The 24300-nt window shown below is 53.3% G+C and carries 22 protein-coding genes; 15 read left to right on the top strand and 7 right to left on the bottom strand.

Annotation, left to right across the window (positions count from 1 at the left end; genetic code table 11):
* Window positions 1–5 precede the first annotated feature (5 nt).
* Window positions 6–344, top strand: coding sequence for a P-II family nitrogen regulator (locus DPRO_RS10500; RefSeq protein ID WP_097011991.1), 339 nt, complete (start codon window positions 6–8; stop codon window positions 342–344).
* Between the two features lie 161 nt (window positions 345–505).
* On the top strand, window positions 506–3130 hold the full coding sequence (glnD, locus tag DPRO_RS10495) for a [protein-PII] uridylyltransferase (protein WP_232005553.1): 2625 nt from the start codon (window positions 506–508) through the stop codon (window positions 3128–3130).
* A 38-nt stretch (window positions 3131–3168) separates the two neighbouring features.
* On the opposite strand, the gene DPRO_RS10490 is transcribed toward glnD, so the two are convergent.
* Entirely contained in the window at window positions 3169–3753 is a 585-nt protein-coding gene (locus DPRO_RS10490; protein ID WP_097011990.1) for a hypothetical protein, read from the bottom strand.
* A 408-nt stretch (window positions 3754–4161) separates the two neighbouring features.
* Complete coding sequence (locus tag DPRO_RS10485; RefSeq protein WP_097010253.1) at window positions 4162–5229, bottom strand: IS5 family transposase; 1068 nt, start codon at window positions 5227–5229, stop codon at window positions 4162–4164.
* A 95-nt stretch (window positions 5230–5324) separates the two neighbouring features.
* Between DPRO_RS10485 and DPRO_RS10480 the strand changes: the two genes are divergently transcribed.
* From DPRO_RS10480 to DPRO_RS10455, 6 genes are all read left to right on the top strand, one after another.
* Window positions 5325–6590 (top strand): HD domain-containing phosphohydrolase, encoded by a 1266-nt coding sequence (locus tag DPRO_RS10480; RefSeq protein WP_097011989.1) that lies wholly within the window; start codon window positions 5325–5327, stop codon window positions 6588–6590.
* A 252-nt stretch (window positions 6591–6842) separates the two neighbouring features.
* Window positions 6843–8882 carry a methyl-accepting chemotaxis protein gene (locus DPRO_RS10475; protein WP_097011988.1) on the top strand — a complete coding sequence of 680 codons (2040 nt, stop codon included), beginning with the start codon at window positions 6843–6845 and terminating at the stop codon, window positions 8880–8882.
* A gap of 98 nt (window positions 8883–8980) precedes the next feature.
* Window positions 8981–10212, top strand: a protein-coding gene (locus DPRO_RS10470) for an IS3 family transposase (protein ID WP_097010824.1) whose coding sequence is annotated in 2 segments (ribosomal slippage) — window positions 8981–9335 and window positions 9335–10212 — 1233 coding nt in all. Because the reading frame shifts where the segments join, the coding sequence is not laid out codon by codon here.
* A gap of 125 nt (window positions 10213–10337) precedes the next feature.
* Window positions 10338–11024 (top strand): DUF2974 domain-containing protein, encoded by a 687-nt coding sequence (locus DPRO_RS10465; protein ID WP_097011987.1) that lies wholly within the window; start codon window positions 10338–10340, stop codon window positions 11022–11024.
* Window positions 11024–12079, top strand: a complete 1056-nt coding sequence (locus tag DPRO_RS10460) for a hypothetical protein (protein WP_097011986.1) — start codon at window positions 11024–11026, stop codon at window positions 12077–12079. The genes DPRO_RS10465 and DPRO_RS10460 overlap by 1 nt, the downstream gene beginning before the upstream one ends.
* 63 nt (window positions 12080–12142) lie before the next feature.
* A complete protein-coding gene (locus DPRO_RS10455; RefSeq protein ID WP_097011985.1) occupies window positions 12143–12721 on the top strand; it encodes a flavin reductase family protein in 579 nt (192 codons plus the stop codon).
* Between the two features lie 48 nt (window positions 12722–12769).
* Here the strand turns inward: DPRO_RS10455 and DPRO_RS10450 are convergent.
* The 3 genes from DPRO_RS10450 to DPRO_RS20490 form a co-directional block, all read right to left on the bottom strand.
* Window positions 12770–14001, bottom strand: a protein-coding gene (locus tag DPRO_RS10450) for an IS3 family transposase (RefSeq protein WP_097010824.1) whose coding sequence is annotated in 2 segments (ribosomal slippage) — window positions 12770–13647 and window positions 13647–14001 — 1233 coding nt in all. Because the reading frame shifts where the segments join, the coding sequence is not laid out codon by codon here.
* A gap of 107 nt (window positions 14002–14108) precedes the next feature.
* On the bottom strand, window positions 14109–14345 hold the full coding sequence (locus tag DPRO_RS10445) for a helix-turn-helix domain-containing protein (protein WP_097011984.1): 237 nt from the start codon (window positions 14343–14345) through the stop codon (window positions 14109–14111).
* Window positions 14324–14743: a DUF5675 family protein gene (locus tag DPRO_RS20490; RefSeq protein WP_232005790.1), complete on the bottom strand. Its 420-nt coding sequence runs from the start codon at window positions 14741–14743 to the stop codon at window positions 14324–14326. The genes DPRO_RS10445 and DPRO_RS20490 overlap by 22 nt, the downstream gene beginning before the upstream one ends.
* A 168-nt stretch (window positions 14744–14911) precedes the next feature.
* Here DPRO_RS20490 and DPRO_RS10435 point away from each other — a divergent pair, with 168 nt between their 5' ends.
* Genes DPRO_RS10435 through DPRO_RS10425 form a run of 3 tightly spaced genes read left to right on the top strand, consistent with a single transcriptional unit; the run spans window position 14912 to window position 17079 of the window.
* Window positions 14912–15658 (top strand): S24 family peptidase, encoded by a 747-nt coding sequence (locus DPRO_RS10435; RefSeq protein ID WP_097011982.1) that lies wholly within the window; start codon window positions 14912–14914, stop codon window positions 15656–15658.
* Window positions 15659–15689: 31 nt separating this feature from the next.
* Window positions 15690–16652 carry a HEAT repeat domain-containing protein gene (locus DPRO_RS10430; RefSeq protein WP_097011981.1) on the top strand — a complete coding sequence of 321 codons (963 nt, stop codon included), beginning with the start codon at window positions 15690–15692 and terminating at the stop codon, window positions 16650–16652.
* Between the two features lie 22 nt (window positions 16653–16674).
* The gene (locus tag DPRO_RS10425) at window positions 16675–17079 is read left to right on the top strand and encodes a DUF6941 family protein (protein ID WP_097011980.1); all 405 of its coding nucleotides are present in this window, start codon (window positions 16675–16677) and stop codon (window positions 17077–17079) included.
* A gap of 105 nt (window positions 17080–17184) precedes the next feature.
* Here DPRO_RS10425 and DPRO_RS10420 read toward each other — a convergent pair whose 3' ends face one another.
* Entirely contained in the window at window positions 17185–17604 is a 420-nt protein-coding gene (locus tag DPRO_RS10420; protein ID WP_097011979.1) for a PPC domain-containing DNA-binding protein, read from the bottom strand.
* A gap of 220 nt (window positions 17605–17824) precedes the next feature.
* Here DPRO_RS10420 and DPRO_RS10415 point away from each other — a divergent pair, with 220 nt between their 5' ends.
* Window positions 17825–18547: a FadR/GntR family transcriptional regulator gene (locus tag DPRO_RS10415; protein ID WP_162291174.1), complete on the top strand. Its 723-nt coding sequence runs from the start codon at window positions 17825–17827 to the stop codon at window positions 18545–18547.
* A 421-nt stretch (window positions 18548–18968) separates the two neighbouring features.
* Window positions 18969–20036 carry an IS5 family transposase gene (locus tag DPRO_RS10410; protein WP_097010253.1) on the top strand — a complete coding sequence of 356 codons (1068 nt, stop codon included), beginning with the start codon at window positions 18969–18971 and terminating at the stop codon, window positions 20034–20036.
* Window positions 20037–20712: 676 nt separating this feature from the next.
* On the opposite strand, the gene DPRO_RS10405 is transcribed toward DPRO_RS10410, so the two are convergent.
* A complete protein-coding gene (locus DPRO_RS10405) occupies window positions 20713–21516 on the bottom strand; it encodes a 2-amino-3,7-dideoxy-D-threo-hept-6-ulosonate synthase (RefSeq protein WP_097011977.1) in 804 nt (267 codons plus the stop codon).
* A gap of 214 nt (window positions 21517–21730) precedes the next feature.
* Between DPRO_RS10405 and DPRO_RS10400 the strand changes: the two genes are divergently transcribed.
* Window positions 21731–22987 (top strand): EAL and HDOD domain-containing protein, encoded by a 1257-nt coding sequence (locus DPRO_RS10400; RefSeq protein WP_097011976.1) that lies wholly within the window; start codon window positions 21731–21733, stop codon window positions 22985–22987.
* A gap of 103 nt (window positions 22988–23090) precedes the next feature.
* The gene (locus DPRO_RS10395) at window positions 23091–24296 is read left to right on the top strand and encodes an amidohydrolase family protein (RefSeq protein WP_097011975.1); all 1206 of its coding nucleotides are present in this window, start codon (window positions 23091–23093) and stop codon (window positions 24294–24296) included.
* Window positions 24297–24300 lie beyond the last annotated feature (4 nt).

Below are 24300 nucleotides of genomic sequence, written 5' to 3'. Positions count from 1 at the left end.
AGACTATGAAAAAAATAGAAATAATTACCCGGACGTTCAAACTCGACGAGGTGAAAACCGCGTTGGCAGGCATCGGCGTCAAGGGAATGACCGTTAACGAAGTCAAAGGATTCGGCAGACAGGGCGGACACAAGGAAGTGTATCGTGGCGCCGAATACCAGGTCGACTTCGTCCCAAAAATCAAGATCGACGTGGTTGTTGAAGACGATTTCGCCGCTGAAGTTGTTGAGGCTGCCAGACAAGCGGCACAGACCGGACAGGTAGGTGACGGAAAGATATTCGTTTCTCCGGTTGATGAAGTCGTACGTATCCGAACAGGTGAAACAGGCGAAGAAGCCATTTAGGACCTTCCCTCACCCCGTCGAGACAACGGCATTCGACGGGAAATAGTTCCCTGCTCCGGTTAGAGAGTCCCGGAGCAGGGTTCCCCTGGCCGCACACGCGGCAACCGACCTCCCTTGTGGTCGGCGGACAGGGGGTTCCCCATCCCTCTGTCCGCCACTAGATGACACAAACCAATATCAAACCTGCCGAATCTATGCCCAACGAACAGTACCTACCCCCATCTGCAAAACGGCTGAAAGAAGCGCGGCACTCGTTGTGGGAACGAGCACGGCAGGTGGCGACAGCTGGATTTCCTTGGGAATACTCACATGTTGTGGACCGCTACTTTGAAGAACGTATCCTTGAAACGGGCGCACCGAACTTCACCTTCGCTCTTGTCGCAGTGGGGGGATACGGCCGCGGCAAACTCTGCCCGGGATCAGACATCGACATTCTGCTCCTCTTCAAGCGGCGTATTCCTGCTGCCGCCGAACAATTCGTCAAAGATCTGCTGTTCCCTCTCTGGGACCTGAACCTTGATCTCGGCCATTCGGTTCGGACAATAGGTGATTGTCTTTCCCTCGCCAAAAAAGACTTTCAGGTTCTGGCATCCCTGCTGGACGCACGCCCCTTGGCAGGAGATGCCGAAGTAATTGAAACATTTCGCGAAGCCTTTGATCGCAAGGTGCTCCAGAAGAAAGGCCGTGTTTTTGCGGCCAGCCTGCGCGAGCACAACCTCATGCGCGCCCGAAAGTACGGGGATTCCACAGGACTGCTTGAACCGGAATTGAAGAATGGGCTTGGTGGGCTTCGGGATGGGCAACAGGTCTTCTGGCTTACACGGGTTATGGATTCCATGGGGCTTCCGCCCGTTTTTCTCCCGGAAGAGTTGTCACGGCTTCGGGAGGACCAGGCTTTTGTGAACAGGGCACGGACTGCTCTGCATCTTTCAGCCAAGCGAAAGACCGATCGTCTGTATTTCGATCTGCAACCACCCACGGCCCGAATGATGGGATTCGCCCCCCAACAGGCAACCCCCGATGCCACTGGCCGCAGCGTTGAATTCTTCCTCTCACGACTGCACCAGTCCATGACGCATATAAAAAGCATGCGGGAAACCCTGTTTCAGGAAGGATTTCCCCAACCGTTGAATACTCCCCCGGCCATCACTGCAACCAATGCCAAAGCCACGGCCAGCGGTATTTCATTCAAGGATCACGAACGCGTCACGGCCACTGATGTTCTGGATGCTTTTTACGATTCGGCAGTTACCGGTCTCCCCCTGACTTGGCAGGCTCGGCGTCTGATACGCGACAACCCCGGCCGATTCGCACGACAACTGATAGATAGAAGAGAAACCCTCGACCGCCTTGTGAACATTTTTCTCTGCCCGCAGGCCGGTGTTGCCTGCGCCGGGTTATTGGAAACCCGACTTCTGCCTGCCATATTTCCCGAGTTTAGCGATGTCGAGCACCTCATTCAATTCAATGACTACCATGTGCACCCTGTCGGAAGGCACACCATGGAAACCATTCGCACGCTATCGGAATTCATCAATTCCGGGGAGAGATGGTCTGCACAGATGGTTTCCGGTCTGAGGCGACTCGACATCCCCATCCTCGGGGCCTTTTTCCATGATCTCGGCAAAGGAGAAAGCGACCACTCGCGCACAGGTGCGACCATTGCCCTTGAAACCTTGCAGCGATACGGCCTGAGCAAAGCCGATGCCCGTGAAGTCGCCTTTCTGGTGGAGCACCATCTGCTGCTGCCCGAATACGCGACGCGACGCGATCTGACCGATGAACGAGTCCCAACCGAAGTGGCCGAACTTGTCGTCTCACGGGAACGACTCGACATGCTTTATCTGCTTTCGGTTGCCGATTCCATGGCGACCGGACCACGGGCTTGGAACAACTGGACTCGCTCCCTCTTTACCGAATTGTACAACAAGGTGCGTCGTCTTCTGGAGTATGGTCCCCTTTCCAAACCAGAAGCAGCCCGTCAATTGACAACGGCGAGAGAGAAGGTGCTGGCACTCAGCAAGGACTTGAATCCGGATTTCGTCAAAGGTGCGCTGGACGCCATGCCGCCTCGGATATTTCTTGCCATGGACCATACGTCCATCGCCACGCATCTGCCACTGGTACAGCGCCTTTGGGAGGCAGTCGCCCAAGACCGAATACGCAAGCCATCACGCATTGCGGGCAAAGGCGTCAATCTGATTGAGGCACGCCCGGCCAAGGTAAAGGGGACCTACCAACTTACCATTGCCGCTTTGGACCAGCCTGGCCTGTTCGTCACTATCGCCGGAGCACTGACCCTGCATGGCCTGAATATTCTTGCCGCCGATCTGTTCACATGGAAAGACGGCACGGCAGTGGATGTATTTACGGTGGGAGAACCACCCGAAAACCTCTTTGCCGATGAGGTATGGGCACGGGTCAGCCGGTCCATCAACTACGCACTGGTGGGTAAGCTTGATATTGCTTCCCGATTGGAAGACCGCAGAAAATCCCCTCTGACTAAGGGGCGCAAAGGTCCAAAGATGGCTCCCATCGTCAAGGTAGACAATGATTCCAGCGACTTCTACTCCATCATCGAAATCGCTGCCACGGACAAAATCGGCTTTCTCTTTGACATGGCGCGAGTGCTGACAAAGCACGGTGTCTCCATTCACCTGGCCAAAATCACCACCATCCGTGGTCGGGCCGCTGACATCTTTCATGTACGAGACACCCATGGCGGCAAGATCGTCGAAGAAAAGCGAATTGAGCAAATCACCAACGACCTGCTTCAAGCCCTATAAAAAGTGAAAAGGCCCTCGGAATGACCGAAGGCCCATGATTAGCGTCGCCCTGTTTTTGCGCCCAGCCACCCGGTGGGAGCCAGGGAATCCGGCACTCCTTCCCGAGAGTCTACACCGCGGGCTTCAACCAATTTATCCTGATAGACCTGCCAGTAGGATTGAGCCAATGAAGTTGACCCGGAAAGCGGATACGCCAGTGTCGCCGCAAGCCGTGCCGACAAAGCTTCGTCGAGCAGTGCGTCATACTTTTTCGGGTCAGTCTCACGACGCACATAACTGATGAATATGGGTGCCTCCTCGTTACAAAAAACAACTCCACCCTGAATCTCCCAGTCCGTGATCGGGGAACCGTCCTGACCGACCACACGGACCACGCGGAGAAAGTCAGTCGGCAAAGTGTAGCGGAACTCCCATTTCCACAGCGGGGCGGCAGATGCGGCCGCCAGCTCCGCCTGACTCATGGCACAATTCCATGGATGGGCGCGTAGCACGGCATCGCGTACCGCAGCCCAACGATGGTTACAGAGGCTTGCGGCCTTGGTCCCGTCGCCAAGGGACATGATCACATCTTCGCCAAGATCAAGCAGTGCGTTGTTACAGATTTCAATAATACTCGTAGCCATGGCTTCTCCTTTATTCTCCCTTCCTCGATACGGATGGAACACACGGTATCATGGAGTTCCTGCCAAAACGCTCATCGGGCATGAGCGGGTGCAAGAGAGGGAAAAAGGCATGGAATAAGGTGTTGACAAAGCTACGCACCACACGTGTCGGATGGACACTCATATGAACAGTTTATAAATTCGCATCTCGCAAACAATGAGACTTCTATTTCTGTGCACTTATCTATATATTGCCCTCGGCGGCAATTGTTTTACACAGTTTGAGACCTCTGCGCATCCCCTTTTCGCGTCCGTGCCTTGCGCTCCGCACCCAATTTGATGTTCTGACCGCACCCCAGCTTGGGCTCATTCCCGGCCTTTTCCTGCCATTTCTGGCCGAAATGCCGGATTTTGGACGCACCTCTCCCTTCAGGCTCGCGCCAGTCGAACAGCTTTTTTCAAATTGAACGCCATGGCGAGGATGTGGAACTCTCCCTCCACCTTCTCACGACCCACGTATCGGGACCGAAAGAATGCGTAGCCACGTTTGAGTGTGCCGAAGGCCCGCTCGACTATTTGCCGAATGCTGCTGATGTCACGGTTGCGGGTCTTTTCGAAGTCTGTCAGCCTGCCGCCACGAGGCGTCTTGTCCATGGTTCCGTCCTCCAAATCGCGATCAAACAGAATGTCCCGGTTCTTCCCGCTGCAATAGCCCTTGTCCGCATAAACCCGTGCGCCGGGATCAAGGCCGACGCCATTCACGAGCCGCTCGAATTCGCCCGTGTCCGAATGGTTCGCGGGAGTGATGTGACCACAGAGCAGAAACCCGTCTCGACTGTCCGTCGCGGCATGGAGCTTGTAGCCGTAATAGGCCCGATTTCTCTTGCGGAGCCAGGCCGCCTCCTCGTCATCCGAATAGCTGACCCGGCAGTCCACCGGCCCATCCTGTTCTTCGGCGTCCTCGGAACGGTCCTCAGGCATCACGTCGATAACCTTGCGCGGCCGCCGCTGCGACTCGACTACCGAGGCGTCCACCACGGCTCCCTCACGGACAAGAAGCCCTTGTCCTTCAAGCTGGCGGTTAAGCATGTCGAGCAAGGAGTCCAGCACCTTCAGGCGGATCAAACCGTTACGGAAACGGCATATGGTGGTCTCGTCCGGCACGTCGTCCTCGATGGAAAAACCGGTAAATCTGACAAAGGAGAGCCGGTCGAGCAGCGCCTGCTCCACGCCCGGATCACTCAGGTTGTACCAACGCTGCAAGAGCAGAATCTTGAACATCGCCAGAGGCGGATAGGCGGGATTGCCCACGGCGTTGGCCTTGCGCCTGATCTTCTTGCACAGAAAGGCGTTGATGGGCTGCCAGTCGATGAGTTCGTTGATCTCATCCAGAAATGTGGTCTTGGTTCTGCGGTGCCCCAGGAAGTAATCACCCAACCGAGGTCCTTTCTGCCGAATAGCCATGCCTTCCTCCTTTGGATGGAGAAATAATAGCATAATAAATCAAATAGTTAAAGAGTAAAAGTGTGGGATTTGCCGTGCAGAGGTCTCAGTTTATCTATTCATAATTATATACTTTAATTTTACTTAGCATGATTAATGTCTCTTTGCTCGACCTTGTCGTCGGCGTGTCCGGGGCTCTGGATTACGTTAGCCAGACGGTTACAGGTCATCACAGGCGCGTGGCGGTTTCCTGCATTCCCATGGCGCGGGAAATAGGTATCGACAGTTGCAGTTACACCGATCTGTTGATCGCTGCACTCCTTCATGACATAGGTGCATTCTCCCTGGACCTCGATCTCAACGCACTCGATTTTGATGCTGACCTCACAGAACACTCTGTTGCCGGGTACCGACTCCTGAAAGGACACCCGGCCCTGCTTCGAGCTGCGCAGATCATCCGCAACCACCACACTCCCTGGCATGAGCTGCAAACCCGTCATGAGGAAGCGGATTCGGAGATGTTGCTTCTGTCCAATATCGTCAACCTCATGGACCGTGTTGATATCCTCTCCAAGGTAGGCGCCAGAGCATTCACCCGAGACAAAATCAGGGACATCATCGGCAATTACTCCCCTCTTTTCTATAACGAACAGGCCATCGAAGCCTTTATGGATGTTTCGGCCTCCCCTGCCTTCTGGGAAAGCGTTCGGGACGAGACCATCCAGATGCGTGAAATGGCCGACGGGCTCTTCAATGACCGTCACATCCCCGAAGAACAGTTGATCGATTTTTCGCGTCTATTCTCCTATGTCATTGATTTCCGGAGCCGCCACACGGCCACCCACTCTCAGGGAGTAGCCGAAACCGCGACCCAACTGGCGAAGCTGGCCGGAATGGATGAAGCTGAAACACTGCGAATGCGACTTGCCGGGAACCTGCATGATATAGGGAAAATTGCGCTTCCCCTCTCTCTACTCGACAAGCCGGGCAAACTGAAGCCCATTGAATTCAACCATGTTCAACATCACGTCCAGGTGGGAGAACAGATCCTCAAGTCCATCTCAGGCCTGGGGGAAATATCGGACTGGGCATGTCAGCACCACGAACGACTCAATGGCAAAGGGTATCCCTATGGACTGAAGGAAGAGGCGCTAAGCCTCGGAAGCCGCATCATGGCTGTGGCCGATGTATACACAGCCATTACCGAAGATCGGCCATACAGAGAGGGAATGACACCGGAGGAAGCACGTTCAGTCATGACCTCGTTGTCCAAGTCCAGATCATTGGACAGTGATATCGTCGGCCTGCTTTTGGACAATTTTGACGAACTGAATGCGGTACGCACCATTGCACAGGCCAAAGCTCTTCGTGATTTCAAAATGTTCAGGAACGCATCCCAGGACATTCTTACTTGAATTATCAATAGATAGCCGTCTTATAATACACTGAGTCTATAGTCGTCAGACGAACAAATCTTGACACATCCCTTTATTTCTGAGCAAATTCCCTACTTTTTAGTAGGGTACTGTTTACCATTGCCGGCTGCGTTATAGTCCCACGTATAATTATAATAGCTCAATATTCTGTAATAGCTCATTAATCGAACAGTATCTTCGTGGGGAGGGTATTTACTAAGGCGGCATAATGCGTTTCAAGGGGAGAGGATCATGGGTTGGAAAGACTGCAAACTGTGTTTTAAGTTCGGCATCGGATTTGGAACCGTTCTATTGCTGCTGACATTGCTCGGGGGATGGGCAATCTATGGCATAGACGGCATTGTGGCTGATGCTGAAGAGGTAATTGACGGCAACAAATTGCGAGGCAATTTCACGCAAAAAGTTGTTGATCACCTCAAATGGGCTGAAAAAATCAACGAGCTACTGGCCGACAGTTCGGTTCATACGCTCAACGTTCAGACAGATCCCCACAAATGCGCGTTCGGTAAGTGGTACTATAGTGACAAGCGTTCGCATGCCGAAATGCTGGTTCCCTCGATCAAACCTTTGATGAATGAAATCGAGAAGCACCACAACACGCTCCACCAGTCAGCCGTTACCATCAGCAAAAAATATGCTCCTGCTGATGTTGAACTGGCCGGATTTCTTCGAGATAAAAAACTCGACCACCTGAACTGGATGGGACAGATCAAAGATGCCCTCATCGACCCTCAGGCGACGGTGACCGGTGTCCAGACCGATCCCCACAAATGCGGACTCGGCAAGAGGCTCTATTCCGATGATACCCGCAAGAGAATGCAGGACGACCCGGAGCTTGCCGCGGCCATCAAGGCTATATACGAGCCGCACGAGAAGCTGCACAACTCAGCCAAAGAGATCAACCAACTCCTTGGCAATTTCAATCGCAGCGAAGCAGGTGATTATTTCCGTGACACGACGGACACCCTGGCCCATGAAACACTTGCTGCCATTGACGGAGTCATTCAGCTCAATGATGACCGACAGAGGGGATACGATGAGGCCAAGGCGGTTTACACCACCGTCACCATGCCCGCCCTGAGCTCGGTTCAGGATCTCCTGAACAATGCGACTGAGCTCATTTCCCAAAACATCATGACCGATGAGCAGATGCTTGCCGAAGCGGACAAAACGCTTACCGGTGTTATCGTCTTCAGCCTCGTAGCCATCATTCTGGGTATTTTCCTGGCATGGCTCATCGCCCGAGGTATCATCAGACCGCTGCATCGAGGCATTGAGTTTGCCAACGTGGTGTCCGGTGGTGATCTTCGCGCCAGCATCGACCTGAAGCAAAACGATGAAGTGGGACAACTGGCCGGATCGCTTACCTCCATGGCAGACCAGCTGAACAAGGTTGTCACCAACGTCAATGAGGCAACGGAGAGTGTCTCGGCAGGCAGTGAAGAATTGTCGGCATCCGCCGAAACCCTTTCCCAGTCTGTTACCGAGCAGGCCGCAGCTATCGAGCAAGTGTCTGCCTCCATGGAAGAAATGAGCGCCGGAGTCCGCAGCAATGCCGACAACGCAAAACAGACGGAAAGCATCGCCACTCAGGCCGCCCGTGGGGCCAAGGACAGCGGTGAAGCCGTTACCGAAGCAATGGACGCACTGCGCTCCATTGCCGAGCGCATCACCATCATTCAGGAAATCGCCAGACAGACCAACCTGCTTGCACTCAACGCCGCCATTGAGGCCGCGCGAGCCGGTGAACACGGCAAGGGATTTGCCGTTGTTGCCGCTGAAGTACGCAAGCTGGCTGAACGAAGTGGACAGGCAGCGGAAGAGATCGGCGACCTTTCCGATGCATCCATCGGCGTGGCTGACCGCGCAGGAAACATGCTTCAGGAGCTGGTCCCGCAAATCGGTAAGACTGCGGAACTGATCCAGGAGATTGCCACCAGTTGCATGGAGCAGGACAAGAGCGTGTCTGAAATCAGCACCGCCATCGGCCAGTTGGACCAACAGATTCAGTCCAACGCATCCTCATCAGAAGAAATGGCGTCCACTTCCGAGGAACTGTCCGCGCAGGCACAGATGCTTGCCCAGACCATGTCGTTCTTCAAGACGGACCACACGGGTACCCCTGTCAAACGGTCCAAAGTGGTGGCCAGAAGCAAGCCGAAAGGTGCGCTTCCGCAAGGCCGGCCGGCTCCCGCCCCCCAGCAGCATGCACCTTCGGGCGCATCGGGGCTGGACCTCGACATGGACGACGATGAGTTCGAAAAGTTCTAGATAGCCAACAAAATATGATAAGGGCCGCATCAATTGATGCGGCCTTTTTTATTTCAATGTCCCGTCCTGAAATAGGTTGACACCCAGAGGACCTATTTATGGAAGACAAATCCAAACAGCGAGTTAGACGCACCCAACGCGATTACACGATGGCCTTTAAATTGTCGGTTGTGGCACAGGTGGAAAAGGGCGAGATGACGTACAAGCAGGCTCAGGCTCTTTATGGTATTCAAGGGCGAAGCACTGTGCTGAAGTGGCTCAGGAAGCACGGCACCCTTGATTGGAGCAAGTCCATGGTACATTCCCGAAAAGACCCAAAAGCCAGAGAAACACCGGTCCAGAAGATCAAACGGCTGGAGAAAGAGCTTGAGGAAGAAAAGATCAAGACCGCGCTTCTCAATAAAATGATTGAGATTTCCGACCGCGAGTTTGGGACTTCTATAAGAAAAAAGCTTACCCCCGAGCTGCACGAAGTCTTCAGAGAGAAAGACAAATAAGCTTGTCTGCTTGTTGCAGGCAGCTCGGGGTCAGTCGGCAGTCCGTGTATCAGGCTGAAAAGCGCCATGATGCACGGGAAGCCATGTATCAGGAGGCAAAGGCCATGGTCCTGAACGTGCGGACCAGGATGCCCCGCCTTGGGACTCGAAAGCTGTACCACCTGTTGAAGGACGCATTTTCCGCAAAGGGAATCAGGCTCGGACGTGATGGGTTGTTTTCCCTGCTGCGGCGAGAGCATATGCTCATCAAGCGACGGAAAAACTATACAAAGACAACCAACTCGAAGCATTGGCTAAAAAAGCATCCCAACTTGTTGAAAGATGTTCAACCGAGATGTCCTGAGCAGGTGTTCGTAAGCGACATTACCTACGTGAATACACGTGAGCAAACATGCTATCTGTCGCTGGTGACAGATGCATTCAGCCGGAAGATAATGGGATACAACGTGAGCCGGGATCTCAGTGCGGAAAGCACAACCAAAGCGCTGGACGCGGCAGTTGAAAACAAGCGAAGGAGGGTGAATACAATTCACCATTCAGATCGAGGACTCCAATACGCTTCTTCGGTCTACCAGAGAAAACTCCAGGAATCCGGCATGGTTCCTTCCATGACAGATGGCTATGACTGCTATCAAAATGCCTTGGCGGAACGGATGAATGGAATTCTGAAGCAAGAGTTCATGGTCACCAAATGCAACGACTTTGCAGAGCTCAATACCCTGGTGAGGGAATCCGTTGAGATATACAATTCACAACGGCCACATCTCAGCCTAGGAATGAGAACGCCAAACGATGTACACGAATCAGGCTGTGGGGCTAGCCCCACAGCCTGATTGAAACCTTCAAAAACCGTCAACCTATTTCAGGACGGCTCAGCTCTCTTTCTTTTTCTTCCACCTCTTTACTCTTCCCCTTGCCACGCGCTACCGTGTATTCATAAGACAACCACGGAGAGACCATGTTCCGATTCCTGATTCTCGCTACATTCATTCTGGCCCTTCCGAATGCCACCATTGCCGCCAGTTTCGATGTTGCCCTGCGCGAAGCGGCCCCTACAAACAAATACCTGTTCTATCTCCACGATGAAAATGTCGAGACACAGGGCAAGAACGCTTCCAGCACCCGATACGGTGTCTACGCCTATGATCGAATCATCAGCCACTTTGAAGATCGAGGGTTGACCGTCATCGAGGAACTGCGGCCCAAAGTGGACGCAACACAATACGCTGCCAAGATTTCCATGCGCATCCGCCAACTCAAGGCGGCCGGCGTTCCTTCTTCAAATATTACGGTGGCCGGTTTTTCCAAAGGCGGCTTCATCGCTCTCCTGGTGGCCTCATCGCTCAATGATCCCGGTGTCGGCTATGTGGTGATGGCAGGATGCGGTTCCAATGCCAAAGGATTTGCCTTTGACCAATTTCTCAAGCGGAAAAGAGGAAGCAGACTGACCGGTCGCATACTCTCCTTGTACGCCAGCAGTGACATTGAGGCTGGTTCTTGTCGTCCGGCCATCGAACAGGCCTCGGGCAAGGGACTGCAATTTCGGGAGCAGCGCATCAAGACCGGCAAAGGGCATGGGCTTTTCTACCAGCCTCGCCCGGATTGGATTGAACCCACGGCCATCTTCGCAAAAGGCGGCAGGTAATGCTCAAGCTGGATGTTCCTTTCGTTCCTGACGAGGAGTATGTCGACTTCCTCGCCCGCAATGTAGAGAGGCTCACGTCCGTCCACTTCAGCCTCTATGATCCGGCTCTGTGTGATGCGCGACAGCGCATGGAGACCCACAAACCGCAGTCTATTATCGCCGGATTGAACAAGTTGGGCAGCACGCAGCGATTTGTTCTGCTCAACAGTCGACTCCATGATCCCCAGCGCTACTTTGATGCAAAGCACCTCACTCAGGCCGCAGACCGACTGACCATGCTGGCTGATGAAGCCGGCATCCAGGGTCTCATTTTCGGTGACCCCTATTACCTTCAAGCACTGGGAGACCATGCACCGCAACTGGCTGCCCGTCTTGAGGCTATTCCGACCGTCAATGCACAGCTCGATTCGCCCGGGCGCGTGTATGCCATGCTTGAAATGATTCGAGATACACCTTTTTGTCCGCCGTCAAAGCTGGTGCTAGACCGCAACCTGAACCGGGATTTCGAAAGACTTGAACCCACGGTGGATGCCCTTCGGCGCAGCCTTCCGGACATCAAGATCCACCTGATAGCCAACGAAGGGTGCCTACACCACTGCCCGTACAAGCCCACACACAATGCGCATATCGCCATGGTCAATCAGAAGCTGTGTGACGACCGAACCTTTGACATCAACCGGGAGTACGGATGTATCCGCCGATTTCTCCAGCACCCCGAGTCGTTTCTCGTATCCCCGTTCATCCGGCCCGAGGACATGGATCACTACGCCCCATACGTTGATGGCATCAAACTCTGCGGCCGAAACAAGGGGACGAAATTTCTCATGACTGCCTTCTCCGCATACGCCAACGGACAATATGACGGAAACCTGCTGGATATCATGGACGCCATGGGCGATCTGTCCGGGCATGTTCACATTCATAATGAACGCATCCCCGCCGACTTTGTTCACCGCGTTGGCCGGTGCCAGTCCAACTGTTCTCAGTGCCAGTACTGCAATGACATAGCGGAATCGGCAGTGGAGTTATTGGGTGTGCAAATACCGGAGATGTAGCAATCGTTGGCTTTTACCCCTGATTGCATTAGTATCGACAGAGACAAACAAGGAGCAGTAAAAATGAAACGTTCACTCGGAGCAAAGACCCTGGCCCAACCGGCTCCGGTTTGGGCTGTCAGTTCATATGATGAAGACGGCAAGGCCAATTCCATGATTGCAGCATGGGGCGGCATAGCCAGTTCCCAGCCGCCGTGCCTCACTGTTTCAGTGCGGTCCAATCGACACACCTTCACCGGTGTCTTGAAACACAAGGCGTTCACCGTCTCCATCTGTCATAAGGATATGGCTGCTGAAGCGGATTACCTCGGCATGGTCTCCGGCAGAAAGGAAGACAAATTCGAGCGCGCCGGTTTGACAGCTGTCAAAAGCGATGTCGTTAATGCTCCCTATATCGATGAGTTCCCTCTGGTGGTGGAGTGCCGACTCATCCATTCATATGAGGTGGGCGTCCATACCATGTTCGTTGGTGAAATCATGGATGTGAAGTGCGATGAGGACAAACTCATCGATGAAAAGCATCCGGATGTTGAAAAGATCATGCCGCTCATATTTACTCCGGGGACACGTGAATACTTCACCGTGGGCGACCGGGTCGGCAAAGCTTTCAGCATGGGCAAAAAGTTCATGAAGGACTCTTAAGTCTCCTGAGCCGTCCTGAAATAGGTTGACGGTTTTTGAAGGTTTCAATCAGGCTGTGGGGCTAGCCCCACAGCCTGATTCGTGTACATCGTTTGGCGTTCTCATTCCTAGGCTGAGATGTGGCCGTTGTGAATTGTATATCTCAACGGATTCCCTCACCAGGGTATTGAGCTCTGCAAAGTCGTTGCATTTGGTGACCATGAACTCTTGCTTCAGAATTCCATTCATCCGTTCCGCCAAGGCATTTTGATAGCAGTCATAGCCATCTGTCATGGAAGGAACCATGCCGGATTCCTGGAGTTTTCTCTGGTAGACCGAAGAAGCGTATTGGAGTCCTCGATCTGAATGGTGAATTGTATTCACCCTCCTTCGCTTGTTTTCAACTGCCGCGTCCAGCGCTTTGGTTGTGCTTTCCGCACTGAGATCCCGGCTCACGTTGTATCCCATTATCTTCCGGCTGAATGCATCTGTCACCAGCGACAGATAGCATGTTTGCTCACGTGTATTCACGTAGGTAATGTCGCTTACGAACACCTGCTCAGGACATCTCGGTTGAACATCTTTCAACAAGTTGGGATGCTTTTTTAGCCAATGCTTCGAGTTGGTTGTCTTTGTATAGTTTTTCCGTCGCTTGATGAGCATATGCTCTCGCCGCAGCAGGGAAAACAACCCATCACGTCCGAGCCTGATTCCCTTTGCGGAAAATGCGTCCTTCAACAGGTGGTACAGCTTTCGAGTCCCAAGGCGGGGCATCCTGGTCCGCACGTTCAGGACCATGGCCTTTGCCTCCTGATACATGGCTTCCCGTGCATCATGGCGCTTTTCAGCCTGATACACGGACTGCCGACTGACCCCGAGCTGCCTGCAACAAGCAGACAAGCTTATTTGTCTTTCTCTCTGAAGACTTCGTGCAGCTCGGGGGTAAGCTTTTTTCTTATAGAAGTCCCAAACTCGCGGTCGGAAATCTCAATCATTTTATTGAGAAGCGCGGTCTTGATCTTTTCTTCCTCAAGCTCTTTCTCCAGCCGTTTGATCTTCTGGACCGGTGTTTCTCTGGCTTTTGGGTCTTTTCGGGAATGTACCATGGACTTGCTCCAATCAAGGGTGCCGTGCTTCCTGAGCCACTTCAGCACAGTGCTTCGCCCTTGAATACCATAAAGAGCCTGAGCCTGCTTGTACGTCATCTCGCCCTTTTCCACCTGTGCCACAACCGACAATTTAAAGGCCATCGTGTAATCGCGTTGGGTGCGTCTAACTCGCTGTTTGGATTTGTCTTCCATAAATAGGTCCTCTGGGTGTCAACCTATTTCAGGACGGGACATCCAAAAAAACAAGGCCGGACATACTCCATGTCCGGCCTTTTCTTTATGCTTACAGCTATCGCCATTCAACTGTCGGTCTTTTTCACTCCATATTCCCCATACAGGAAGTGACCTATATTTCGATCACGCTGTTCCCGTATCCATTGCCGAAGATCATCCGGCAACGCCCGCCACGTGCCCTTGGCGCCACGTTTCCAGGCAGGCAAGCCGTGATCCTTCACCAGTTCATGGATATTCTTTGGATTCTCCCCCACTGCATCGCAGATATCCCGCGCCCCTTTTAAGCAGAAGTAGTTGTCCACGAGACCGCTCCCCCTTCCCGAATCACCAGCGGGAATTCATTGTTACCCTCACACTGAGTAATAAAATCCGAAAAGGTCCGACCAGAGTCGAGAACAGCTCGCGAGGTTCCCAATCGACCGAAGTGTCGTCCCAGCAAAACACAGCCGCTCGTATCGCCCACAACGTTCCCCGCATGAAACAGGATATGGCTCCGCCCGGGCACATCCGTAATTTCATATGTCTCCCCGAACCGAGGTGAGGAGACGCGTTTACAGTGATATTCACCAGCCGGAATACAGGAAATATTCTGGACGTTTCCACGCTGAGGAGGCTCCAAGGTCACGCAGTAAGCCTGCCCATTGAGTTTGAGAACGCCAAACGTGCCCTCCTCCCCTTGTTCAACACGTATAACTTCCACCAAATTCTTCACTGATCCCTCCTGTTAGTAATAACTTCCCTCAATTCGGATACGCATTAATAGACGATTGACTATTTGCTAGTCAACCAATTTTGACATTCGACTTTAGACATTTGTCGATTATCATGTATAACCTAGTGGAAACTCGTACCATTCAAGGGAGCAAACATGGGGTTTACAGATGATGTGCGCGATGCGCTAAACAGTCGTATCGGTCGAGGTAAACGCTATCCGAACAATAAACGGATGGCGGATGATCTCGGGGTCGACCCATCGCAACTCAACCGGTTTCTCAAAAAGGAACGAGGGCTGAACGCCGACTCACTCGGACATATTCTGGATCATATTGGAGCGCATATCTCTTTTGAGGATGAACCTGTGGATGCGACCCGTGAAGTCTGCTTTCATTCCGCCCCCGGTGAGCAGCACCAAAAGCCCATGCCACAATTGCAGCCAGAGGATTACCTGGCTGTTCCGCTGATAAATCCTGAACTGGGCGTAAGTGCAGGCCTAATCCCCGAGGACCGTATCAACGGCTGGATTCTGGTCTGGCGGCATCAGGAGTCGCTTCGTTTCCGTACCAATCTCATTGCAATGGAAATACCCGAAGGCCATCACGCCATGGAACCCGCCCTTCATCCAGGTGATATAGTTCTGGTGGATCGTAGCGATCGCTCACCTGATCCCGGCGGACGAATAATGTTAATCCGTCATCCGGGAGAGTCCGGCATTACGGAGATCAAACGAGTGCATTCACAGCAAGTTCAGGGTGATACCGAGCTTATCTATTACTCGGACAACAGTCGGACCTACCCGCCAGCCACCTACACCGTTCAACGTGATTATGAAGGCGACATCAGTCGCGCCATCGGCGGAACCGTGGTATGGGCATGGAATGACATGAGTAGGAAGTGATCGCCTACAGGGACGAAGAAGGAGACAAGCCATGAGATTCCTGCCTCGACATATGACCGCACTGATACTGGCTACACTCCTTCTTGCCATGCCAACCCAAGCTTTTGCGAAAGCCACTAACGATCAGTCGCTGAAGAACCTGCTCCACAAACTGGTCGCCAAGGACAATGACACGCGCATGGAGGCGGCACGTGAACTCATCCACCAGCCCGACAGGTTGTACTCCGACCTGCAAGCCATCTATGAATCTGGCGATACCATGACCCGCCGGGGAGCGATTATGGCAATGGCCCTGCTCCCACATCCGGCCCTTGGCTCGACACTCTTCGTCAGGGCAATGGACGATTCCGATCCAACGGTGCGCGGCATGGCAGCACAGAGTCTCGCCATCATCGGCCCACAAGCCGCACCTTACATGGTCGAGGCACTTTCGGCCGACTCCCAGGATACGCAAAATGCCGCTGCATTCGGTTTAAGCCTGTTGGGACCGCGCGCGATTCCAGCGCTCATTGACGGGTTACAATCGGAACAGGCGACTGTACGCTCCAAGATCGCCTGGATACTCGGACGGATGGAAAAGGACGCCGCTCCAGCTGTTCCGGCGCTCATTCGCGCACTGGATGTGAGTGATGATCGTGCCATGCACATCATAGCTGAAGCGATCGACCAGATTGGTCCGGACCCGGCCACGGCGCTACACCACCTCAAGCTGCTGAACACCTCCGAGCCTGCCCCCTTTGCCCGTATTGGCGCACAAGCCGCGCCGACACTGGTCCGACTTCTGAGTCGCCCCGGCACACCGCTTGGGCAATTGGCTTTTCGTGCATTGGCAGACATAGGCGCACCAGCAGAGAACGCCCTTCGCCAGGGCATCCATGAGAACAACCTCGGGCAACAGGTTGCCTGTGCTCTTCTTCTTTTGGAGATTGACCCGGACGCGGCACTCACGTTACCCGAAGAGGTACGCGCCGCTCTTGCAAACAGTGGCCGCTAAACCAAACAACAAGGACATAACAATGCCTAAACTTATTTACGCTCTCATGTGTGCCGATCTCATAATCGACAAGGAATCCAGCTCCACTTCCTTCATCCGCACCATTGAACACGCAGTGGTACCGGAACTGCCATCCGTGCTTCCGCCGGTGTATTTCGCCAGCCTCTGGGACCTGGAAGGCAATGAGGAAGCGCCTTTCACTGTTTCCCTCAACCTGACTGACCCAAGCGGCCAAACCACGTTGCTGGGCATTCAGGAAGTAGCTCCTGCCACCACGGTGCTGCACAAGATGAACTTCCAACTGCCGGGCTTGAAAGTTGAAGCAGAAGGAAAGCACCTCGTCAGTGTGGCCATCAAGAATGGTGACAACTGGGAAACCATGGCTGAACTGCCTATTTTCGTCTTCAAGTCCGAAGGCACTGCCTAGTCCGGACACAGACAGGGACTAAAATCCCACCATATATTTGCGCAAAAAAGGCCTGGAAGAAAACTTCCAGGCCTTGATTGGTTTCAGTTCCTCACCATCTCCAGATTAGAACTTCAGCAAGTTCAATCCGATTGTCTCACTGAATTCGCGATCAACAGCACCGTCCACGATATCAATCCAGATTTCCGCAGTGGCACTGACAGTGGCCGCATTCAGGTGGCCGCCAAAGGCATTGTGGTCCAGATCAGCGAGGGTTGCGTGGAGATGAAGGTATACTTCCCCATTCATCTGAGAGACATTGCCGGTGAGGTTGGTGACTTCGAAATCTTTTTCCATGGTCGTGGAAAAATACTCCTTGGTCACCGGATTGAACAGGCCCACAGTGGCTTTGTTCACTGCACCGATTCCTGACACAACGCCAAGCTGAATATTTTCCTTGCTACAGACAGCCGTCATGGACTCAACGATCTCTTCACCGGGGTCAAGGCGCATCAGCAGTTTTGAATCAAAACGTGTATACTCCATATCAACCTCCTGAGTTGCTATTACATTATCGGGTCACACAACACTTTCATTATAAAAAATGTGGTGACCAAACCGTCACGGATACAAACATCAGATGTTCTGATGTTTAAATCAATCAATGCCTTTTGCGGTCAATTGTCAAGTGCAGCCCCCTTTGGGACAGTGTTCCCAAGACAAGTCATTCTTGAATGTATCACATTATTCACCTATGAAAACAGCCATGAAGCGAAATCCTATCAAGATCCAGCGAAATCGTTTGAGTGACCAGATAATTGAAAGCCTGATCACGATGATTACTGACGGCCAGTTACAGCCAGGAGACAAACTGCCTCCAGAACCGCAACTCATGGAACAGTTCGGTGTCGGCAGAAGCTCGATACGGGAAGCTGTCGGCGCACTGGAACTCATTGGGGTGCTCACCGTGCGTCCGGGGGACGGGACACGCGTCGCTGATTCCACCGAATCGATTCGACACAGGGCTGCCGGACTGGCCTTGATCACCATAGGCAAGGAAAAGGTGAGCGAACTGGTCGAAGCCCGCAGTGAGCTTGAGCAGACAATTGCCATGTATGCTGCAGAACGGGCGACCGCGAATGATATCGAAAATATCAAAACGCATCATCACCGATTAATTCAGGCCAAAGAACAGGGACAATCGCTCATAACAGCCGACCTGGAGTTCCATGCTTCCATCGCATCCTCCTGCCATAACACTATTTTGATGCGATTCTTTTCCGAACTCCACCAGCCCGTCCTTCGCTGGATGGAGCAAAAAGCCAAATATGATTGGGGATTCGACCGTGTTGTCGAGGACCATCAGCGCATAGTGGACTCGATTGAAGCCCATGACCCGATGGCCGCACGGCAGGCAATGCAGTCCCATATACAATTGGCTGGAGACAAACTAGTCGCCGCCTTATCTGAAACCGAACCCCAAAAGTAAGGCTGAAGGCGCGTGAGTTCTTCGTAGCTGTTGAGCGCCCCATTTACTCCATAATTCAATTAGTAAAAACGCTGTAATGAAAAGCCCCATGCACTTTTGTATGGGGCTTTTCTGTTGAATTATCTATATTGCACATAATAAAACTGCACTGCAACATCACTGCATGGCACTCTGCAACATAAAACGATGCAACGCTGAAAAAAAGTATAACTTTTAAAAATATGTAATTAAATTTTCAAAGTAAAATAGGGTATTAGGTACTAAAATTATGAGTTTTAACTGGACTTTCCACCACACTCCTCTTACTTATAAATCGTTTTCAACATAATTATAGACTAGCCTATTTACACTGCATCAACCAACACTAGAGACCTCTGCACGGCAAATCCCACACTTTTACTCTTTAACTATTTGATTTATTATGCTATTATTTCTCCATCCAAAGGAGGAAGGCATGGCTATTCGGCAGAAAGGACCTCGGTTGGGTGATTACTTCCTGGGGCACCGCAGAACCAAGACCACATTTCTGGATGAGATCAACGAACTCATCGACTGGCAGCCCATCAACGCCTTTCTGTGCAAGAAGATCAGGCGCAAGGCCAACGCCGTGGGCAATCCCGCCTATCCGCCTCTGGCGATGTTCAAGATTCTGCTCTTGCAGCGTTGGTACAACCTGAGTGATCCGGGCGTGGAGCAGGCGCTGCTCGACCGGCTCTCCTTTGTCAGATTTACCGGTTTTTCCATCGAGGACGACGTGCCGGACGAGACCACCATATGCCGTTTCCGTAACGGTTTGATCCGCCTGAAGGTGCTGGACTCCTTGCTCGACATGCTTAACCGCCAGCTTGAAGGACAAGGGCTTCTTGTCCGTGAGGGAGCCGTGGTGGACGCCTCGGTAGTCGAGTCGCAGCGGCGGCCGCGCAAGGTTATCGACGTGATGCCTGAGGACCGTTCCGAGGACGCCGAAGAACAGGATGGGCCGGTGGACTGCCGGGTCAGCTATTCGGATGACGAGGAGGCGGCCTGGCTCCGCAAGAGAAATCGGGCCTATTACGGCTACAAGCTCCATGCCGCGACGGACAGTCGAGACGGGTTTCTGCTCTGTGGTCACATCACTCCCGCGAACCATTCGGACACGGGCGAATTCGAGCGGCTCGTGAATGGCGTCGGCCTTGATCCCGGCGCACGGGTTTATGCGGACAAGGGCTATTGCAGCGGGAAGAACCGGGACATTCTGTTTGATCGCGATTTGGAGGACGGAACCATGGACAAGACGCCTCGTGGCGGCAGGCTGACAGACTTCGAAAAGACCCGCAACCGTGACATCAGCAGCATTCGGCAAATAGTCGAGCGGGCCTTCGGCACACTCAAACGTGGCTACGCATTCTTTCGGTCCCGATACGTGGGTCGTGAGAAGGTGGAGGGAGAGTTCCACATCCTCGCCATGGCGTTCAATTTGAAAAAAGCTGTTCGACTGGCGCGAGCCTGAAGGGAGAGGTGCGTCCAAAATCCGGCATTTCGGCCAGAAATGGCAGGAAAAGGCCGGGAATGAGCCCAAGCTGGGGTGCGGTCAGAACATCAAATTGGGTGCGGAGCGCAAGGCACGGACGCGAAAAGGGGATGCGCAGAGGTCTCACACTAACACAACACCACACGGGAGATAATATCATTGCAAAACTTCATCATTGTACAAACGCACAAAGGTAAGCTGCCTTCTGTCGAAACACTGCGGTCTGCCGGGTTTCGAATATCATCTGCGGTGGCGCCCATCAAAAAATGCCGCAAGAAGCAGTGGGGGACATTTGAAGGATTCAGTATGCGCCCATTTCTGCTCAACGACTCGCATCGAAGCAGGTAACAGAAAGAAAGGATAACGGACGATAACTACCTGAATACAAAGCAGGACATGGGCGAACTGAAATAATAACGGGCCAGGGGTACTCTCTGCTCCACCTCGTCTGGATACGAGGGGAAAGCCCTATTCCAACAATATCGGTACAGCTCGATTGATCAACTACAACTTTTTTTACGCCCCTCGCCAACACATACCAATGGACAGGCTGACTCCCCAAAGACCCCTCCTCGGCCAGGCAGGGTTTGTTCGCTCGAGAAAGAAAAAAAGCCCCGACAGACAAATCTGTCGGGGCTCTATTAATCAAAGTCGACTATAAAACGTCGTCGTAGCCAGCCAGGGCTTCATCAACCGGCATGTCCATGTGAACGATGCGGTTGAGGACTTCGACAAGACGGGTCGGATCATTATGCTGGAACACATTGCGGCCGACAGAAAGTCCGGCGGCCCCGGCATCAATGGCGATGCGAACCATATCGAGAAAATCGCGGGTCGAGTCCAGCTTGGCACCTCCGGCGATAACCACCGGGATTCCGGCACACTCAACCACTTTCGAGAAGGACTCAAAGTCACCAGTATAATTGACCTTGACGACATCAGCCCCCAATTCAGCGCCGACACGAGCGCAATGCTTTACCACCTCAGGGTCATACTCATCACTGACCTTCGGGCCTCGTGCATAGACCATTGCCAGCAGCGGCATGCCCCACTCCGAAGCGGAAGCGGCCACGCTGCCCAGATCGCTGAGCATCTGCCCTTCGGTCTCGTCACCGAGGTTCACATGGACACTGACGCCGTCAGCCCCGAGGCGAATGGCCTCTTCCACGGTAGTAACCAGACGTTTGACGTTGGGAAACGGCGACAGCGTAGTACCGGCAGACAGGTGGACAATACACCCGAAATCACGGCCCTGCATGCGGTGTCCCAACTGGACCTGACCTTTGTGGACCAACCCTGCGTTGGCACCACCGGCCACAAGATTGGTGACCGTATCACGCATCTTCTCCAGTCCGGCGATGGGACCGACTGTCACACCATGATCCATGGGGACGATGATGGTCTTTTGCGTGTTTCGGTTGAATATTCTTTCCAAACGAATGGCTTTGCCAGTGTGCATTCTCCACCTCTTTAATCGTGTAGTAGCTCTGGCCCAGGGAAGGGCGTTCAATGAATCGTTGCATAGTCACATAATACACTCGGGGCAAAGATGGAAGGGAATAGACCCGTCAAACGCGATAGAATCCGCGAATACAGCTTGATATTGTTGACTCTCTAATAATAATTATGGGATGCTACTCAGGTTATCAGATTTCGTCTTATCTGAGGAGCCCATGAGCGAAGAAAGAGCCTACGAATCCATTTTTATTGCCCGGCAGCCGGTTTTCGACGAACGGAACAAGACATGGGGTTACCTGCTTCTGTTTCGGGATAGCGATGATGCCGATCGTGCCATTTTCACCGACAACTCCGAAGCGACCATGAACCTCGTGGCCAATCTTCCGCTTTGTGGCGGTATTGCGGGGCAAAAAGCGCGGCAGATGATCCACTTCACACCCGATGATATTCGGCGTGGGACGCATAATGCCGTACCCTGGTCCAACACGGTGCTCATCCTCGAGGAGACCGCCAAGGTGGACCACAATTTGCTGGATATGCTCCGTAACATCCAGTCGGACGGGTATGAGATCGCCGTCAACAACTTCGAAGGGAAGCCCGGCTGTGAGCCCCTTGCGGAAATCGCCGACATCCTCATCGTAGATATCAGCGGCAAGGAAGAGGCCGATCTCCAGCTCATTACGGCCAAAGCACAGAAATTCGGCTCTCCACAGCTCATCGCCAAACGGGTGGAGAACGCCGAAGAGCTGAAAAAAGCGCAGGACACCGGATTTCATCTGTTCCACGGCTTTTTCTTCAAGCACCCGGCCACGGAATCCGGCCGCAAGATCCCGTCTTCCAAAGCGACCCGTCTCAAACTGTTTGAAATCATCGAGAAAGACGAACCGGATTTTGACGCGCTGACCTCAGCCATCGAGGCAGATGTCGCCATCAGCTACCGGCTTCTCAATTTCCTGAATTCGGCAAATTTCAGTTTCGCAACCACCATCACTTCCATTCGTCAGGCCGTTGTGCTGGCCGGTTGGAAGCCCATTCGCAACTGGTTGCGACTCATCATTCTCACGGACATCACGCCTTCTGAAAAAAGTCAGGAGCTGGCGTATATATCGGCTCACAGGGCCAAGCTGTTTGAAACCGCAGCCCTTGGTGGTGGATATGAGGAAGAGTCGGACAGGTTGTTCATGCTCGGTCTCTTCTCACTCCTCGACGCCATGCTCGATTCCGACATGAGTTCCATCGTCGAACACCTACCGGTAGACGACAAGGTCAAAGACGCTCTGTGCGGTAAACAGAACCAGTTTGCCATTTGGCTCGACCTGACCCGCGCTATCGAGCATTCCGACTGGGATGAGGTCGGCAAAAAAGCCAAAGAGCTGAACCTGTTGCCAGGAACCGTAGCTGTCAGCTACCAGCACGCTTTCACCTGGGCAGACGCATTCTTCTCCCCTGATCCCAAAGAACCTATCCAATAGGTAACAATTCATTCCGATATGAAGGCCCTGCTCGTTGAGCAGGGCCTTTTTTACAACCCGCCCCTCTTGCCCCGTCTGCCGATATCTCCTACCGTCAGAGATCATGACTGTTTCCCGAAGACACTTTCTCGCTGCCATGGCCGGGCTTGCCATACTGCCCGCATCAGCCCGTTCAGCGACACATTCTGACGCTCCCTTTGCGCTGGCCGGCACTGTTTTCACGGGAGAAGACAAACCACCTCTTCATGACCATGCCGTTGTCGTTCACGGTACCCGTATCGTCGACGTTGTCCCGATCCACTCCGCGAATATACCACGGACAATCACTGTCCCGAATGCCTTCATCATGCCAGGGGTCATCAACTGCCACGTCCACGGCCTGCACTCGCCAAAGGAGCGACGTGAGCGCTGGCTGCAGCATGGCGTCACAGCCATCGGCGATGTCGGCTCTCCACTGAAAGCCATCAGCGCCCTGACGCAAACACCCACAGGGCAAACCGCCACGGCAGCCTGCTCTGGACCAATACTCTGTCCGCCCGGAGGCTATCCCCTGCCAGTGCATGACAACAGGTACGGGCTGGTCGTGACTTCTCCTCAACATGGTCGGGAGCAGGTCCGGCGACTGGCCGACCTCGGGGCTACCATGATCAAGCTCGCTTTTGAGCCGGGTCCCAACAGGAAACCATGGCCCATGCTCGATGCCGCCACAGCCAAGGCCTTATGCAATCAGGCAAGAAGCTTGGGGCTGGTCATCCGTTGTCATGTGGAGGATATCGGAGGTTTGGGAAAGGCGCTCAATGCGGGAGTTGATACGATAGAACATGTACCGCACCGATGGTTGCGTAACGGCGTCCCCCATCCAATCCTCGACCGGCAGGGGCTACCGATCTCACCCTATCGAAAACTGTTGGACCGGATGGTCAAAAATGGAATCATACTGACACCAACACAGGATGTCCTTTCGCGCTCCATGTGGAGTGGGCCTGAATTATCGGCTCCGGTCCAGTACTTCAATCAGCTTAACGGTGATATCGCTGTTGGCAACGACTTCCCGTATCGACGCACTGAAGCAGGCATGCCCAGCAAGGAATGCACCCTCTTGCAGTCTGGAGGTTTATCCAACCACCGTATCCTGCAGGGAGCCACCCGCGTCGCGGCCCGAGCCTGTGGATTCAAGGACAGAGGAACCATACGCGCTGGCAACTCCGCCGACCTGCTGCTCTTCTCCGGCTCACCACTCAGCGACCTCGCTCAACTCACCTCCCCGGAACTGATCATCAAAGACGGGCAGCGGATCATTCCCGCATGAACAC

Origin of the sequence: Pseudodesulfovibrio profundus, from assembly GCF_900217235.1 — a bacterium.
GTDB lineage: Bacteria > Desulfobacterota > Desulfovibrionia > Desulfovibrionales > Desulfovibrionaceae > Pseudodesulfovibrio > Pseudodesulfovibrio profundus.
The sequence above is the reverse complement of the archived record's forward strand: the minus strand, read 5'-3'. Positions and strand labels throughout refer to the sequence as shown.

Bases quoted from the DNA above. Each gene is read 5' to 3' on its own strand.
- DPRO_RS10485 (WP_097010253.1), bottom strand. From the start codon at position 5,229: ATGCTATTATTTCTCCATCCAAAGGAGGAAGGCATGGCTATTCGGCAG.
- DPRO_RS10400 (WP_097011976.1), top strand. From the start codon at position 21,731: ATGAGCGAAGAAAGAGCCTACGAATCCATTTTTATTGCCCGGCAGCCG.
- DPRO_RS10405 (WP_097011977.1), bottom strand. From the start codon at position 21,516: ATGCACACTGGCAAAGCCATTCGTTTGGAAAGAATATTCAACCGAAAC.
- glnD (WP_232005553.1), top strand. From the start codon at position 506: ATGACACAAACCAATATCAAACCTGCCGAATCTATGCCCAACGAACAG.
- DPRO_RS10480 (WP_097011989.1), top strand. From the start codon at position 5,325: ATGATTAATGTCTCTTTGCTCGACCTTGTCGTCGGCGTGTCCGGGGCT.
- DPRO_RS10410 (WP_097010253.1), top strand. From the start codon at position 18,969: ATGCTATTATTTCTCCATCCAAAGGAGGAAGGCATGGCTATTCGGCAG.
- DPRO_RS10500 (WP_097011991.1), top strand. From the start codon at position 6: ATGAAAAAAATAGAAATAATTACCCGGACGTTCAAACTCGACGAGGTG.
- DPRO_RS10425 (WP_097011980.1), top strand. From the start codon at position 16,675: ATGCCTAAACTTATTTACGCTCTCATGTGTGCCGATCTCATAATCGAC.
- DPRO_RS10395 (WP_097011975.1), top strand. From the start codon at position 23,091: ATGACTGTTTCCCGAAGACACTTTCTCGCTGCCATGGCCGGGCTTGCC.
- DPRO_RS10435 (WP_097011982.1), top strand. From the start codon at position 14,912: ATGGGGTTTACAGATGATGTGCGCGATGCGCTAAACAGTCGTATCGGT.
- DPRO_RS10455 (WP_097011985.1), top strand. From the start codon at position 12,143: ATGAAACGTTCACTCGGAGCAAAGACCCTGGCCCAACCGGCTCCGGTT.
- DPRO_RS10420 (WP_097011979.1), bottom strand. From the start codon at position 17,604: ATGGAGTATACACGTTTTGATTCAAAACTGCTGATGCGCCTTGACCCC.
- DPRO_RS10430 (WP_097011981.1), top strand. From the start codon at position 15,690: ATGAGATTCCTGCCTCGACATATGACCGCACTGATACTGGCTACACTC.
- DPRO_RS10460 (WP_097011986.1), top strand. From the start codon at position 11,024: ATGCTCAAGCTGGATGTTCCTTTCGTTCCTGACGAGGAGTATGTCGAC.
- DPRO_RS10415 (WP_162291174.1), top strand. From the start codon at position 17,825: ATGAAGCGAAATCCTATCAAGATCCAGCGAAATCGTTTGAGTGACCAG.
- DPRO_RS10490 (WP_097011990.1), bottom strand. From the start codon at position 3,753: ATGGCTACGAGTATTATTGAAATCTGTAACAACGCACTGCTTGATCTT.
- DPRO_RS10465 (WP_097011987.1), top strand. From the start codon at position 10,338: ATGTTCCGATTCCTGATTCTCGCTACATTCATTCTGGCCCTTCCGAAT.
- DPRO_RS10475 (WP_097011988.1), top strand. From the start codon at position 6,843: ATGGGTTGGAAAGACTGCAAACTGTGTTTTAAGTTCGGCATCGGATTT.